The sequence below is a fragment of the Thalassoglobus sp. genome, from assembly GCF_048270125.1.
Lineage (GTDB): Bacteria > Planctomycetota > Planctomycetia > Planctomycetales > Planctomycetaceae > Thalassoglobus.
The window spans coordinates 322,735-337,414 of sequence record NZ_JBLWTN010000003.1; the positions used below are offsets into that span (position 1 = coordinate 322,735).

The 14,680-nt window shown below is 51.3% G+C and carries 11 protein-coding genes; 4 read left to right on the forward strand and 7 right to left on the reverse strand.

Going from position 1 to position 14,680, the window contains the following annotated elements:
* The first annotated feature begins 39 nt into the window (after positions 1-39).
* The gene (feoB, locus tag ACN0YR_RS05650; RefSeq protein ID WP_417848215.1) at positions 40-2,247 is read left to right on the forward strand and encodes a ferrous iron transport protein B; all 2,208 of its coding nucleotides are present in this window, start codon (positions 40-42) and stop codon (positions 2,245-2,247) included.
* A gap of 71 nt (positions 2,248-2,318) precedes the next feature.
* On the opposite strand, the gene ACN0YR_RS05655 is transcribed toward feoB, so the two are convergent.
* Both ACN0YR_RS05655 and ACN0YR_RS05660 read right to left on the reverse strand, forming a co-directional pair.
* Positions 2,319-3,407 carry a hypothetical protein gene (locus ACN0YR_RS05655; RefSeq protein WP_417848216.1) on the reverse strand — a complete coding sequence of 363 codons (1,089 nt, stop codon included), beginning with the start codon at positions 3,405-3,407 and terminating at the stop codon, positions 2,319-2,321.
* A 202-nt stretch (positions 3,408-3,609) separates the two neighbouring features.
* Complete coding sequence (locus ACN0YR_RS05660) at positions 3,610-4,065, reverse strand: RbsD/FucU family protein (protein WP_417848217.1); 456 nt, start codon at positions 4,063-4,065, stop codon at positions 3,610-3,612.
* Positions 4,066-4,504: 439 nt separating this feature from the next.
* On the opposite strand from ACN0YR_RS05660, the gene ACN0YR_RS05665 reads away from it, so the two are divergent.
* Positions 4,505-5,764: a hypothetical protein gene (locus tag ACN0YR_RS05665; RefSeq protein WP_417848218.1), complete on the forward strand. Its 1,260-nt coding sequence runs from the start codon at positions 4,505-4,507 to the stop codon at positions 5,762-5,764.
* 94 nt (positions 5,765-5,858) lie between these two features.
* Here ACN0YR_RS05665 and ACN0YR_RS05670 read toward each other — a convergent pair whose 3' ends face one another.
* From ACN0YR_RS05670 to rhaB, 4 genes are all read right to left on the reverse strand, one after another.
* Positions 5,859-7,070: a DUF6754 domain-containing protein gene (locus tag ACN0YR_RS05670; protein WP_417848219.1), complete on the reverse strand. Its 1,212-nt coding sequence runs from the start codon at positions 7,068-7,070 to the stop codon at positions 5,859-5,861.
* A complete protein-coding gene (locus ACN0YR_RS05675; RefSeq protein WP_417848220.1) occupies positions 7,070-8,200 on the reverse strand; it encodes a hypothetical protein in 1,131 nt (376 codons plus the stop codon). Before ACN0YR_RS05675 ends, ACN0YR_RS05670 begins: the two co-directional genes overlap by 1 nt.
* Before the next feature lie 174 nt (positions 8,201-8,374).
* Positions 8,375-9,319, reverse strand: a complete 945-nt coding sequence (ftsY, locus tag ACN0YR_RS05680) for a signal recognition particle-docking protein FtsY (protein ID WP_417848221.1) — start codon at positions 9,317-9,319, stop codon at positions 8,375-8,377.
* A 236-nt stretch (positions 9,320-9,555) separates the two neighbouring features.
* Positions 9,556-11,043, reverse strand: a complete 1,488-nt coding sequence (rhaB, locus tag ACN0YR_RS05685; protein ID WP_417848222.1) for a rhamnulokinase — start codon at positions 11,041-11,043, stop codon at positions 9,556-9,558.
* Between the two features lie 237 nt (positions 11,044-11,280).
* Here rhaB and rdgB point away from each other — a divergent pair, with 237 nt between their 5' ends.
* Both rdgB and ACN0YR_RS05695 read left to right on the forward strand, forming a co-directional pair.
* Positions 11,281-11,907 (forward strand): RdgB/HAM1 family non-canonical purine NTP pyrophosphatase, encoded by a 627-nt coding sequence (rdgB, locus tag ACN0YR_RS05690; RefSeq protein WP_417848223.1) that lies wholly within the window; start codon positions 11,281-11,283, stop codon positions 11,905-11,907.
* Positions 11,908-12,361: 454 nt separating this feature from the next.
* Complete coding sequence (locus ACN0YR_RS05695; protein WP_417848224.1) at positions 12,362-13,429, forward strand: HEAT repeat domain-containing protein; 1,068 nt, start codon at positions 12,362-12,364, stop codon at positions 13,427-13,429.
* A 99-nt stretch (positions 13,430-13,528) separates the two neighbouring features.
* Here ACN0YR_RS05695 and ACN0YR_RS05700 read toward each other — a convergent pair whose 3' ends face one another.
* On the reverse strand, positions 13,529-14,152 hold the full coding sequence (locus ACN0YR_RS05700; protein WP_417848225.1) for a hypothetical protein: 624 nt from the start codon (positions 14,150-14,152) through the stop codon (positions 13,529-13,531).
* Between the last annotated feature and the right edge of the window lie 528 nt (positions 14,153-14,680).

The window sequence follows — 14,680 nt, forward strand, 5'->3', positions numbered from 1 at the left end:
TCCCCCACTTTTTCCTTCCTCCAAATTTCTGATTATCACATGTCTGATTTGGTCTCCTCGCCCACACAATCAGCGTCGTTGACCGTCGCGCTCATTGGAAATCCAAACACTGGGAAAAGTACGCTCTTCAATGCTCTCTCCGGAGGGCAAGCGCGTGTTGGAAACTTCCCCGGGGTAACCGTCGAAAAGAAGGTTGGCTCGTATCGCTTTCAAAACCGAGAGATCACGCTCGTCGACCTTCCGGGAACTTATAGCCTCTCGCCCCGCTCGGCTGATGAAATGGTTTCGGTGGATGTTCTTCTGGGACGACAGCCCAGCGCCCCGGCCCCCGATGCGGTAGTCTGCATTGTTGATTCTTCCAATCTAGAGCGAAACTTATATCTTTTCAGTCAGCTCCGCGACCTGAACCTGCCGACGGTCCTCGTCCTCAATATGTGGGATACGACGACTTCTCGCGGTGTCACAATTGATGTGGAGAAACTGCAGGAACGCCTTGGCGTTAAAGTGGTTACCACTTCAGCACATCGGAAAGACGGGATCGAAGCGGTTAGCCATGCGGTGCTGCAAGCACTCGAAGAGACGGTTCAGCCATCCCCGCGATTGTTCCCCACTGAATTTTATGACGAAGTCGAAAAGCTTTCAAAGTGGCTCGAAAATCGTGGAGAAGAAGAAGTCCACTTTTTCCTCCTCGAACGAATGCTTCTTGATGTCCGAGGAGCCAGTGAAGAGGCTGCCGGGAATGCCATTGCTCCCGAACTCAAAGAATACCTGAATGAAGCACGTTTGCGGCTCACTGCTGCGGGATGTCGCATTCCAGCAGTGGAAACCAAGCTTCGGTACAACTGGATTCGAGAGCAACTCGACGGCGTATTGGTACGTTCTCAGGAGGACTCGAAACTCAGCACCAGCGACCGCATCGACAAGTTTCTGACGCACCGCTTCTGGGGGATTCTTGTCTTCACGCTGCTGATGTTCCTGATCTTTCAAGCAATTTACACCTGGTCCGGACCGTTCATGGAAATGGTTGAGGGTCTGCAAGGTGGCGTCAGCGATTTCGTACAAGGGCTCATGCCACCTGGGATGTTTCGTAGCCTGGTCATCGACGGCATCATCGCCGGTGTCGGTTCTGTGATCGTATTTTTGCCTCAAATTATTATGCTTTTCGCGTTCATCGCCATCATGGAAGATTGCGGCTACATGGCCCGTGCTGCCTTCCTGATGGATAAACTGATGACGCGCATCGGCCTGAGCGGGAAGTCGTTTCTGCCGTTGATGTCCTCGTTCGCCTGTGCGATTCCGGGTGTAATGGCGACTCGAGTGATTGAAAATCGTCGCGATCGAATGATCACCATGCTCATCGCTCCGCTGATGAGTTGCTCCGCGAGACTTCCGGTTTACGTGTTAATGATCTATGCCTTTATTCCCGCCACTATGCTGCTCGGCTGGGTCAATTTACAGGGCATCGTTCTGTTCGCCATGTACAGCCTGGGTGCTCTGGTCGCGATTCCCATTGCATGGATTCTGCGAAAAACATTCTTCAAAGGTGAAACGCCACCATTTGTGATGGAACTCCCTCCTTACAAATGGCCCTCACCAGGGATTGTTTTCAACCGCGTCTATGACCGGTCCAAAGCGTTTGTCGTTAGAGCGGGATCGCTGATCTTTAGTGTTACCGTGGTTGTCTGGGCACTCGGATATTTTCCGGGCGATCATACTCGACAGGAATCACTGAGCGCCGAAATCAATACAATCGATGCTGAAGCTGGAGAGAACAGCGAAAAACTTGCAGCACTGACCTCTGAGTACAATCAAGTTTCTGCCGCACTCATTCAGGAGAGCTACCTCGGTCGTATGGGAAAGGCGATTGAACCAGTCGTCAAACCTTTGGGTTGGGATTGGCGAATTGGGGTCGGTGCCATCGCATCCTTCCCTGCCCGTGAAGTGATCATCGCCACACTCGGAACGATCTTCAGCCTGGGAAGTGAGCTCGAAGATGGAGACCCCGGACTGTCAAACGCATTGATGAAGGCGACCTGGCCCGATGGTTCACCACTGATCACCGTCCCGGTTGCCTTGTCGGTCATGGTCTTCTTTGCCTTGTGTGCCCAGTGCGGAGCGACGCTGATGGTCATTCGTCGTGAAACCAACAGTTGGCGCTGGCCCATCTTTACCTTCACTTACATGACCCTGCTCGCCTACGTGGCTTCCTTCCTCACCTACCAGATTGGCACCGCAATCGGAATTTGAGCCACTTGTTGAAAGGCGAAGCTACCGCTGTGTAGACAATTCATTCAAAAAATGACGGACTCAAACAGACATTACGGTTCCACGGTAATTGTTCGCTGCTCCCCATCAACACTGGTCACTTTTCCGAATGTGATGCTGTTGGCAAACACCTGAATTTCTGCTGCCTGATCAAACTCGACTTCTGCCAGATTTTCTTCAATCTTCATCACACGCATTCGAAATGTTTGCCCAGCTGTTCGCAATTCTGGAAAATAGCGGACCACCTCACGTCGAGGGAACCCTTTGAGAATCACTTTCACCGTTCCTCGATTCTGTGAATTCTCTCCTGCACTGCGAGTCCCAGGAAACATTGACGGTTGTCCTGGTGAGGTTCCGCTCCCGGCATCTTGAAAAGGAGATTCCTCTGTTGTCTGGTCACCACCGGTGTTCGCGCGGTTTCTATTTCCGACTGGTCGCTTCTTCATTGACGGCGCTTCCGAACCGGTTCCATTCGGCCCTCGAAAGCTTGGAGGGAGTTCCTCCTGTGTAACTTGATCTTGATGACCTCCTCCAATGGATGCCACGGTTCGAAAAGCGAATCTCACGCCCAGTAGCAAAAACGGACCGACAATTAAGAAGACAAACAGCCCGATCGCACCCCACTTGACGACAGTAAAGCCTTGGTCAAACGTTTGACTCGCGGCGTCACCAAGAGCATCTTTGTAGGAGATTAAAATTACCACCCCACCCAGGAGCAGGAAGCAGACACCTCCCAGAGATTGCATCTCAGGAGACATTGCATTGAGGCCTTTGATTTGAAGCCCCACAAATGGCAAAATGAACGCTCCAATTCCAATTGCCACCATCGTCAATCCGAATTTGCGAATCTGTTCAGGAGGGATCGCTCCTGGTTTCGGCTGTGAGCGACGCTTGCTTTTCTTTTTCGGAGCAGGCTTTCGACTCCGTTTTTTTCGTGGGGCAGAATCCTCTTCAAAAAGGTCGTCGTCATCATTGCCAAAATCATCGTCGTCGAAATCGAACGAACTTGTGGCAATCGGTGTTTGCGGAGGGGCAGTTTTTCTCTTCTTCGAGCCTTGAGGCTGGAGACGGTTCTTATCCGCAACGAAGAGCGTGTCGCATTTTGGACAGCGGACTTTTTCGACAGCCAATGTCAACTTCATTTTTGACTGGCACTTCGGACACTGGACACGGGTTTCCACCATAATTCCAACTCCCGGCCCTGCTTCAAAACGATTTCCCGGCCCCTCGTTGCTTACAAGTGTACGATTCTCTCATGCACAATAACAGAAGGCAATATTGATTCGCCACTTCAATGTGGCAAACGAATGCCATTGCTGGATCTTTCTTTCTGGCTGCTGATGTTCACAGCTCTCCGGGCTTGCGAACGCCCATGGTCAGGAGCAGGTTCGCCCACAACGCCTGATCGGCTGTTTGGATTGTTAAGACATGATCACGGCTGGCGACTGCGTCGTAGAAATCCCATTTCTGAATCGGTTCCAGTTCCACATCGCAATCGGCATCGCTCAATATCGAACGATACTCATTCCAGATTGGTGGATCTCCTTCCAGGGCATATGGATCGTCATCTGGGATCCCCATGGTGTTGGCTGCTTCGATCGGAACTGCTGTCAACAATACTTTTAAGACATCTGTACAACTTACAATTCCCGGCGCGAGATTCAGGCAGACCAACTCAGCGTTTGGTCCCAGCGTGTTGTAGGCAGGGTAGTTTCCATCTGCAATTAAAATTTTGGAATGATGCCCCGCTCGCCCAAGAACTTCGTTGATCTGCGGATGAACTAACGTGTGCTTCAACATGGGTGAGATCCCGTTTGATTCGAGTCAGTGATGTGATTGGGTGATGTAATATTGAGAACTATGCGGATTCATTCAGCGAATCGCAAGGAAACTCCATCGAGAAGACGTCGGTGCTTCTTGTGCCCGCCAATAGCTTGGTTCCTGTGATGGATCACTGATCTCCACAAGACCCTTGCGAATACAGTTTCGAAGAATTGTCGATGAGGGAGATCCGCAGGTCGGGCAGCTTAAAGGTATGTCATTTTTACAAAAATACTCCCGGAATTCAGTCTTCACTCAAGTTTTCCGATAGAGCTGATCTTGCTTCGATTTCAGGATTTGTTTTATAAGCACTGTCCCCACTCATGCGCGATTGGTTTCCTGATCGCCGCACCTCACTTCATGTTCTGCCTGGCAGTTCATTCAAATCTCATCTCAAATCTCGACCGGAATGACGAACATGTGGCGTCTCTTCCTTGTGACATTCTTGTGCTTTGGCTCCCTGCAATCAGCGGAGGCCATTGAACAGAAATTCCCGTATCAGGCGACCGTCATCGCTGAGAAGGTGGAGGTTCGCTGTGGTCCTGGTGCGAATTTCTATGTCACCGGGCATGTGCAACAGAAAGAGACTGTAACTGTTCACCGGCACGATCACGGAGGCTGGTTCATGATTGCGCCTCCCAAGGGGAGTTTGAGCTGGATCGACGCTGAGTTGGTGAAGCGTACGGGTGGTGATACCGGCGTGGTTCAGGTTGCTCCGCAAAATGGCAGGCCAGCTCGTGCCATTGTCCGAATCGGCAGTGAGTTGAGCAAAGAACACTCCTACTACGGGCGAGAACTTTCCAACGGAGATGAAGTCACAATTCTTGGGGAAGAAACATTAACGACCCAGCGTGGTCCAGTTCGCATGCTGAAAATCGTTCCTCCCGCGCAGGAATTTCGCTGGATGAAAGGAGAGTTTCTGGTCCCGCTCGACAAGCAGATTCAACAGCAGATCGCCCATGATCCTTATCAGGTTCCGACCGAGAATCGTTCCACTTTTCTCAACCAGAAAAAGGAGATTGAAACAGCTAAGAAGAAGGAAATAGACCAAGCTGTTGCGAGACGAAAAGTTCTCTACGATGAGCTCGACCGCATCGATAGAGTTTACGCCAGCATGATGCAGAAGGAGCCTGCTCAGTGGGATCTTGAATCAATTGAGGATCAATATCAATTGCTCGCAAAGGGTGCCGATTCCTCCATCGGAGCATTGATTCAGAAACGAATGGATGTCCTGAAGCGTCGGCGTGAGATCCTCAGCCACTATCAAGAATTCGTACGCGTTTCGGCTGCGTCAGCTCGTCGAGACAAAGAACTGGTTGCTCAACAACTCGGTTTTCAAAATGAATCCACATTGAATCAAACGTTTGTTCAAGGAGGGCTCGCGCCTGAGCAGATGGCTTCGCAACCAGGTCCTCCGACCGACGCGCCAGTCACACCTCGATTAAACGGTGCGGGCATTATTCGTCCGTTGCCGGGGAATTATCCCGGGACACCAAGATTCGCACTCGTTGCACCGGACGGGCGGATGCTGGCCTATCTCGAAGCAGCTGAAGGAGTACGCATTGACCAGTGGCTCGGCAAGCCAGCTGGGATCATTGGCAGCCGAGGGCATCATGCACAACTCGGAGCCGACGTGATTCGAGTCCAGAGAGTCGTTCCAGTCCAACTGGTTCGGTGATGCTTTCTCAGTACGATCTGGCTCGGGACGGCCTGTTTCGCCTTCGGATTGAAGTGTGGAGCCAGGCAGAAGTTTCGAGTTGCTGATTCCGACTTCACGTTGACTGCAAAATTGTATTCAGCAGATAATTCGCAGCATTTGCGATCAATTCGTTGTTGGTCACTTCCATCAAAGTGACGAGAGTGACACCGATCAGAATCAGCCCTCCGACGATGATTTTTCCGACATCCTGTCCCTTCAAGCTTCCCAGTTGATCAGGATCACCGGAAAGGTAAGCGCTCGCAGCGAAGAACTCTTCACCAATGAGAGTGTAATCACACGCCGCCACGAAGAAGGGCAGCTGAGCAGGTTGAGCCGTCCCCGCAACCTGAATTGCACCGACTTCATTTCCAGTCTCGGCCAGAATGAGTGATTCGGCATAGAAGGCGCCCAGATAAAAACAGGCTGCCGGTCTCTCTCGGACCATTTTTCCGGTCAGAAACGAAACATAGGCGAACTGCTCATCAGTGACGTAGTAAACCAGGTCGTCATTATACGCATCAGGACGCCCCGCCTTGAGGAATGCCGTGGCAACCGTTTCACGGGCTGCGGTCATCACAAGAGATCTGGATGTGGGGGTTTCCAGTCGGCAGTCGTACTCTGCTGCTTGTTCTGCGACGTGCGAGAGGATCGTCAAACCAGCGATTGTCTGAATGTCGTTCATGTCCTGAAGGCCGGGTACAAACAGGCACGTGCGTCCCATTTCCGTCGCACGACCGACCGCTTCTTCAATCGCTTCTAGACCTGCGATCGGTCGAACTTTCAGCTCTCGTCCACCTCGAGCAAGAGAAATGAAGACCACAACAGAACCGCACACGAGCACTGTAATGATCGCCAACCAAATACGCCCTCCATCAAAAAACTGCAGCTTTCCAACACCGGGTGTATCTTCAGCAGTGCGAACAAAGGCCGACGCTGCATCATCTTCTTCCAGAGACTTCGCCTGCACACGAAACCAGTACTTTTCTCCACGTACGTTTCGGTCACTCGTGTAGATGATTTCAGCTGCTTTAATTTGTTTAGGAGAAGGTTGAACCTTTCCGATCTCCTGGAAGAGTCCGTTGTACTCTGCCGATTTTTCGACAATGTATTCCAGATCGGGAGACGAATTTTCTTGAAGCCTGATGACGACGTCAATGTTTGTCCCATCGTCCATCGGATGATCTTTGGCAAGCACGCTCAGTGGTGGAGCAGGTTGAGCCATCAGCGATGCCGCAAAGAGAGACAAAACAAACGAGGAGATCACAAGGTACAGACCGTTTTTCATTATTGATCTCCAACTAGTTCGACATTTGCTCGCGGAACAATCACTCGCTCACCAGACTCGCAATCCACTTTGAGAACTCGTGCTTTCGATCCAGACTCAAGCACATGCGGTTCAGACGGTAACTCCGAAACGGTTCCCAGTAAGCCAAAGTAAGGATCACGAACCAGCCGGACATGCGAGCCAACTTCCAACACACCGCCTCCAACAACCTGGGCGGTTTCTTCACTGTCGGCGGACTCCGAAAGCGGGATCACAATAGCCGGTCTCAGTACGCCAGCACGAATTTGAGTCGCGCCGTTGACGGAGACGGCTCGGCCTTCGAGCGACTTTAGAAGTTCAAAGGTCCGTGATGCCATCGAAATCTGACCAAATCCTTCGGTGATGATCAAAGTCAGCCCGATCGTTTCTGACCCGGTAATTGCGACCCCCAGATCGTAACCCAGGATGTCTCGCAAGTCCTGATCATCGATACCACCGCCTATGATGGCTGCTACTCCCTGTTCTTTAGCTCTCGCGACAGTCTCGCCATGAATTCGGCGGCCTCCGACAACGACAGCCCCTGCATGCTCAGCATTCAAATGATCCGGTGTCAGATCCTCATTGGGATTTGAGGTGATCATCTTCAGTGGACCATGGGTTTCCCCACCGATCCCGAAGATTCCTTGCACAAATGCAGCGTCCGTTTCGACGATTACCCCTTCGTTCGGAAAGACTTCGGTGACTATTCCGTCTACAAAAGCGTTGACTTCAACTGGAATCGGAGCCCCGCGGATGATGACTTGTCCCGTGATGTCCGACATCGATTCGATCGTTCCGGAGGCAGGTGACGCATACGAGTTTTTGAAGAAGCCGAAGATCCCATTCGAAATCGCCAGTTGTTCGCCTTCCTCGACATGTTCACCCAGCTTGAAGTTCATAGCAGAGGGGACTTCGCTGGCGCTGACACCGATCTGGTTGGCAAGATTCACCGGATAGACATTTCCCGGTTGTTGTGTGCGAGCGACCACTTGTTCAGCTTTGACGGTCTCACCCTGCTTTACCAACACTTCACCGGAAATCGGCAACGCACGATGCACGCGATAGCGAATCTGCTTTTTGATTTGCAATCCGGGAGTATACGCATGTGCCATGACGTCATCCTACATTCTTAACGAAGCCGCAATCCAAAATACTGCATCACTTTGGCCTCTGGGATAGAGCATTTTCAATGCTAGAGGAGTTTGCTCTACCGTCTGCCCGTGAAAGTCAGGTACTTCTTTTTCAATACTGCTCGAACTCCCAAATTCTGACTCCTCAATCCTGCCTTATATTTCTTCGAACAGTGCTTCTACGAAATCGTCTGGAGAGAATAGCTGTAAGTCGTCAATCTGTTCGCCAACTCCGATGTACTTCACCGGGATTCCCATCTTTTTGCGAATTGCGACCACGACACCCCCTTTGGCGGTTCCGTCGAGTTTCGTCAGGATGATCCCTGTGCAGTTTGCAGCTGCTGAAAACTTCGAAGCTTGCGAGATTCCGTTCTGTCCTGTCGTCGCATCAAGGACGAGCAAGCTTTCGTGCGGAGCCCCCTCGATTCGTTTTCCAATGACGCGATGAATCTTCTCCAATTCCTGCATCAGGTTTTGTTGTGTTTGCAGTCTCCCGGCGGTGTCGATGATTGCAACGTCCGCTCCAATTTTGTCGGCTTGGTCGCAGCCCGCGAAAGCGACACTCGCAGGATCAGAGCCTTCGTCTTTTCTGACAATTTCGCAACCGATTCGCTGACTCCACATCGTCAGTTGTTCGACCGCAGCGGCGCGAAAAGTATCTCCAGCAGCCAGAACGACTTTCTTGTTCGCCTTCGTCAGAAAGTTGGCGAGTTTGGCAATCGAGGTGGTTTTCCCAACGCCGTTCACTCCGGAAACAAGAATTACAGTGGTTCCAGACTCAGCCATGTTCAACGGAGAGACAGGATTGTCCGGGTCCCAGTCCGTGCTGCCGTCTCCCTTGAGGATGAGTTTAAGCGTCTCTTTCACGTTTTCCCAAATCGCTTTGGGATCGACTGTTCGTCCACCAAACTCTTTCCGCAACGACTCCACCACTTCACTGGCCGCTTCCACGCCCATGTCGGTCGTGATGAGACCACGATGGAATTCTTCAAGCTTGACTTCATCCAGGATTTCGCCAGCTTTGAAGAGATCGCGAACATCTGTTCGTAAGACATCCTTCGTCTTCTTCAACGCGGACTTCAGTTTTCCAAAAAACGCCATGGTGATTTAAATTTCTAAGAGAAACTCACGATTCTGCCGGAGTCGTTTCATTCACTGGAATTACGATGAGTTCAGCAGATTCTGTGAGAGCAGGTAAATTGAAATGTTGACTTCAGTGAATAATGGTAAACAGACGCCTCATTTGCGAGATCTCTTCTGTTTTTCGACTCAAAATTCTCGGTGTGAAATTCTCGGTGCGGCCCTGTTGATCTGCAAGGCCCTCATCGCAGTGTAAGTTAACTCTTGACCAACTTCTGGTACCGTGACAACGCTGCTTCCCAATCTGCGGGGTTTTGTGGTTCGAATGATTCCAACTCGCAAGAGGCTTTCACAACTGAACGGATTTCGGAGAGCGTGCCAATTTCGCCAGCTGAGCGGGCTTGAATCAGAACGTTTCCCAAAGCTGTTGCTTCGATCGGACCGGCGATGACAGGGACACCGCAGGCATCGGCGGTAAATTGATTGAGCAGCGTGTTTTTACACCCACCACCCACAATGTGAATCACTTCGACCGATTCGCCGGTCAGTTTCTCAATCCCGCGTAACACAGTCCGATACTTGAGTGCCAAACTTTCCAAGGCACAGCGGACGAGTTGACCTTCCGTCTCGGGGACCGGTTCGTTGTGTTCAGTGCACCATTCCTGAATGGCTGCGACCATGTTGTCCGGTCCCAGGAAACGATCATCGTCGACATCAATGATGGACCGGAAGGGGGGGGCGTCGGTCGCCAATTGGGTCAGCTGTGTGTAGTCGATGCTGTTTCCTTCTCGCTCAAACGAGCGGCGACATTCCTGTACCAACCACAATCCCATCACATTTTTCAGAAGTCGATAAGTCCCATCAATCCCACCCTCATTGGTGACATTCTGACTCAGAGCTTCTGCACTTAAGATCGCATCTTGAACTTCGACACCGATTAACGACCATGTTCCTGAACTGATGTAAGCCCAGTTCGCATTTCCAGTCCGATCAGTCGGAACAGCTGCGACGGCCGCTCCGGTATCGTGAGTCGCCGGGGCGACGACATCAATTCGGCCAATGCCCGTTTGCTTGGAGACATCGTTTCGTAACGCGCCGAGTTTCGTTCCTGGTGGAACAACTTGCGGAAAGATTTTTGAGGGAAGCTCGAACCGACGGAGGAGCTCCGCTGACCAGTCTCGATTTGTGGGGTTATAGAGCTGGCTCGTTGTCGCATTTGTGAATTCCACAACTTTACTTCCACACAACAGCCAGTGGAAGAAGTCAGCGACCATTAAGAAGCGATCTGCAATACCGAGCAATTCTGGATCGTTCAGCTGCATCGCGATCAGCTGATACAAGGAGTTGATTTGCATGAACTGCAAGCCGGTCTCGGCAAAGATTTCATGTCGAGGAACGCGAGTCGTGGCATGCTCCAGCATTCCATCGGTCCGGGAGTCGCGGTAATTGTACGGCTGTCCGATGAGTTCGTCTTTCTCTGTCAGCAGAACGTAGTCGACGCCCCAGCTGTCGACGCCGCAAGAGACAATTTGATCACCGTATTGTTGGCCAGCAACTCGCAATCCTTCCTGGATCTCTCTCCAGAGTCCAATCAGATCCCAACGTCGTGTCCCAGCAACATTCACTGGACCATTCGGGAAGCGATGCATCTCTTCGAGGCGAATCGTTTCTCCATCGTAGATTCCAGCGATCACTCGACCGCTTTCTGCTCCTAAATCAATTGCCAGATAGACGTTCTCAGCCATGTTTGTTTCGCGCTTCTCTTCAGATGTTTTCAGAAGCCCCGATCATAGCGAGCAGGCGACAAAGGGTCTATTTCACTGTATCATTGCAGTTCGCTGAATTCCACAGGGGGACTCTAATCTGCACCCCGGGAATCTCATGAATGTTCTTCGGTCGATCCTTTCGCAATCATCTACGCAGGGTAGAGTACGGCGGCTGATCGAGACGTTTTCCGTTCCTTCAATACTTCAATGAGTACCATGAGCCAACAGAATTCCTTTCCGACAGTGGTCCTGGCGAGTCGAAATCAAAAGAAAATCGGCGAGATCCGCGAACTGCTCGCTCCGCATGGAATCCCACTGATTTCGGTCGAGGAATTCGAAAACGTGGAAGATGTGGTTGAAGATGGTGACACCTTCCAGGCCAACGCTGAAAAGAAAGCAACTCAAACAGCTCGAGCAGTCGGGCATTGGGCGATTGGCGAAGATAGTGGTCTGTGTGTCGATGCGTTAAAGGGGGCTCCTGGAATTTACTCAGCCAGGTACAGCGGGCCCGGCGCCACAGATGAGAAAAACAATGCGAAGTTGATCGAGGAGCTTGCAGGGCTCCCCAGTGAAAAACGGGGAGGAAAGTATGTTTGCCATGTTGCCGTTGCTGATCCCGAAGGAAATGTGCAGCTGAATATTGAGGCGACTTGCCAGGGCCGCATCGCTGATTCTGCCCGTGGAACGAACGGTTTTGGATATGATCCCTACTTCGAAATGCGAGAATACCGTAAAACATTTGGCGAGCTGGGTTCCGTCGTGAAACAGCAGATCAGCCACCGTGCCCGAGCCTTTGACCGCCTTATTCCGCAGTTATTACGCGTGTTATCTCAAGCCAAATGAGAATTCTCCATAATCTCTTGAAGGTTTTCAGGAAACGCAACGTGTGAAATCAGCCGCGATGTGTTCGCCCTGGATCATGAAATCTTCGAGTTTCACGCAGCACAATGCCTGCGATCCAGGTTTCAGGTTTTTTTCCATCAGCACTCCCGGATATTGAAATCGAACACTCCAGAAAGTCACCGTTTTCAGGAAGCAGAACAGCAAGTCTTGATTCCAATCACAATGGGCATAAACTCTTGAGATTAGAGCATCTTTCGAATTGGTTTGCAGGATCTGCCTCGTGGCGAACTGCGTATCGACTAGAGAAATACGTTCTTCACGGGCACACTGTAGAGCAAACTGCTCTAGCCCAGTAACATATTTGCGACGGGGCTTCGATTCCGTCGCTGCCGCCTCCGGGACGATTCGTCAAAATTTGCTGCGAATCGCCACTCAACCCTGGTTTTCCCAGTTCATGTCCGAAACACCAAATCCAACACCTGATGATCAATCTGAGCTTCCTCGCGAAGGGGACGGCTCTCAAGAAGATGTCACAGTCAATCTTCCTACTGATCTGCCACCGGTCGAGCCACCTTCAGCCGGGATGATCATTCAACTCTTTCTGGTCCCTGCGATCATTGTCGCATTGATCGTCGGGGTTTATGCCGCGTTCGGTCAATTGGCGTCGCAGGAACTCGATTGGCGACAACTTGTCACCGATGTTCGCAGCGAAAACCCTCATGTCCGTTGGCGCGGTGCGCTCGGCTTAGCCCACATGCTAGATGCTGATGCTCAGCGGGGTGAAAAAAGCCAGCATCTCAACGCCAATCCGGAGATCGCAACCGCATTTGCAGAGCTCTATGGAGAGTTCATCGATTTGGACGATCTCTCGGAAGAAGAACTCAAGAACCTCGAATTTCTCTCAAAGGCATTAGGGCGAATGCAGGTTCAGAGCGCCGTCATTCCGGTCTTTCGGGAAGGCATCAAGGAGTCTCGCAATCATGAGGTGCGAAAGCATTCGCTGATCGGGCTCTCGATGTTTGCAGGGAACCTTCAACAATCGGGGCAAACCTTGAGCGACCCCGAACTTGTGAATGAGCTGATCGAAATTTCAAAGGAAGGGGACCGACTCTTCCGCCATCAGGGAGCTTACGCTCTCGGGCTCTTTCCTACAGCGGAAAGCCAGGCACGCCTGGTTGCTCTCCTCAGTGATCCCGATTTGATGACTCGTATGAACGCAGCGATCGGTCTGTCACGCAACGGTTCAGTCGAGGGAGTGGAAGTCTTCTTTGACCTCCTCAAGGAGGGAGCCAACTGGAATCTCGACCCCAAACAGGTCAAAACGGAAGAGCAGGAGTCCGAGTACTTCGAACGCGTTCTCATGCTCATCAACAGCATTAAAGCCCTCGAAGAACTCGAAGGCCAACTCACCGCGGACCAGAAGAATGAACTCTTGAAACATCTCGATCCGCTGAGCGACACCGTCAAGGACACTCTACTCAAATCTCAGATCATCGAGTTGAAAGCAGCCTTGAATAGATAGTCAGCGAGTTGCGTGCACTGAAACGCACCAACTCGGCTTCTACATTCAGTTCACTTGACGGTGATTAATTTTCAGGATTGCCGGGCAGGGGAGAGGCGACTACGCAGCTGCGTTGGAGTTCTCCATTCTTGCCATTACTGCTTCACGGGCGAAACGGTGCCAGTCGATTCGCGAGATCGGCTTGCGGTCGATCGCAAATTCGAGCACAGGAATTTCGTGAATTCCTCGGAGCACGAATGTGAGACTCGCGTAGTCGAGAACATTTGTCTTGTAAATACGACTGGTCAGCCGACCGGGAAAACCGCTCAGCCTTTGCTTCCACAATTCGTGCTCAGTTCCATCGACTGCTGAAACGGGAATCACCATGCGACCACGTGGTTTCAAACAGGAGAGCAAATTTGCCAGTGCAATTGTTGTTTCGGGTGTCATCTCTTCTGACTGAAACACACTGATGTCGCGTACAAGGACACGATGCATTGAATGGGCTGCCTGGGAAATTGACCCTGCTGGCGAGCCAACAGTGACATTCTCAGCTGGGACTTCCTTCGCCAGCTCCGCAATTCCTTCAATGGCTCCATGCCGCCGCGTGGCATCAGCGACCCAGTCACCTGCATGGCTAACGTCCAGTAACGACCGCTTCGAGAAACATCCCAGCTTTCGTGCCAGAAATAGGAACTGTTTCTTTGTCAGGTCGGGACAAGTGACCGCAGACCGGTCCGGCATGACCATCCTCCGTGAGTGGTGCAATTTGATTAGTTCGCTTGAACAGAGCCTGAACTTGTGATCGTCATCCAGATATCGATCAATGATCTCAGGAGTGCTGTTCGCGTTTCAGTAAACATCCCTGTCTATCGAAATCGAGCCAAGCACCCCCATTTCTGTGGGAATTCCGAGTTTTAAAACAGAGATTTTGGTTATTGTTCTGAAATCGCCACAGTTCAGCACGGAAGCGCAGAATAGGGGGAATGGGAGGGCAGTGTTGGGCGAGCTTTGGAAGTGAGTGATCCGAGGAGGCGAGCTGCCCCGCTCAGCCGTTCCCAGTGGGCTTCTGGAGCTTTTCTCTTGGCGAAAGAGGTCTCTCACGGACACAAGAAAAGAGAATGTGTGCTAAAATGGTATTCAATTCTCAAGCTTTGGGTTTCTGTAAATCGGGGACTGTACAGATGACTGTACAAATAACTGTACAAGCATCTGGACAGTACTTGATGTTGTTACAACGATTTTATGAACAAACTTGCATACAATTGCGTC

Excerpts from the sequence above, each read along its gene's own strand:
- feoB (WP_417848215.1), top strand. The coding sequence starts at position 40 with ATGTCTGATTTGGTCTCCTCGCCCACACAATCAGCGTCGTTGACCGTC.
- ACN0YR_RS05655 (WP_417848216.1), bottom strand. The coding sequence starts at position 3,407 with ATGAAGTTGACATTGGCTGTCGAAAAAGTCCGCTGTCCAAAATGCGAC.
- ACN0YR_RS05660 (WP_417848217.1), bottom strand. The coding sequence starts at position 4,065 with ATGTTGAAGCACACGTTAGTTCATCCGCAGATCAACGAAGTTCTTGGG.
- ACN0YR_RS05665 (WP_417848218.1), top strand. The coding sequence starts at position 4,505 with ATGTGGCGTCTCTTCCTTGTGACATTCTTGTGCTTTGGCTCCCTGCAA.
- ACN0YR_RS05670 (WP_417848219.1), bottom strand. The coding sequence starts at position 7,070 with ATGAAAAACGGTCTGTACCTTGTGATCTCCTCGTTTGTTTTGTCTCTC.
- ACN0YR_RS05675 (WP_417848220.1), bottom strand. The coding sequence starts at position 8,200 with ATGGCACATGCGTATACTCCCGGATTGCAAATCAAAAAGCAGATTCGC.
- ftsY (WP_417848221.1), bottom strand. The coding sequence starts at position 9,319 with ATGGCGTTTTTTGGAAAACTGAAGTCCGCGTTGAAGAAGACGAAGGAT.
- rhaB (WP_417848222.1), bottom strand. The coding sequence starts at position 11,043 with ATGGCTGAGAACGTCTATCTGGCAATTGATTTAGGAGCAGAAAGCGGT.
- rdgB (WP_417848223.1), top strand. The coding sequence starts at position 11,281 with ATGAGCCAACAGAATTCCTTTCCGACAGTGGTCCTGGCGAGTCGAAAT.
- ACN0YR_RS05695 (WP_417848224.1), top strand. The coding sequence starts at position 12,362 with ATGTCCGAAACACCAAATCCAACACCTGATGATCAATCTGAGCTTCCT.
- ACN0YR_RS05700 (WP_417848225.1), bottom strand. The coding sequence starts at position 14,152 with ATGCCGGACCGGTCTGCGGTCACTTGTCCCGACCTGACAAAGAAACAG.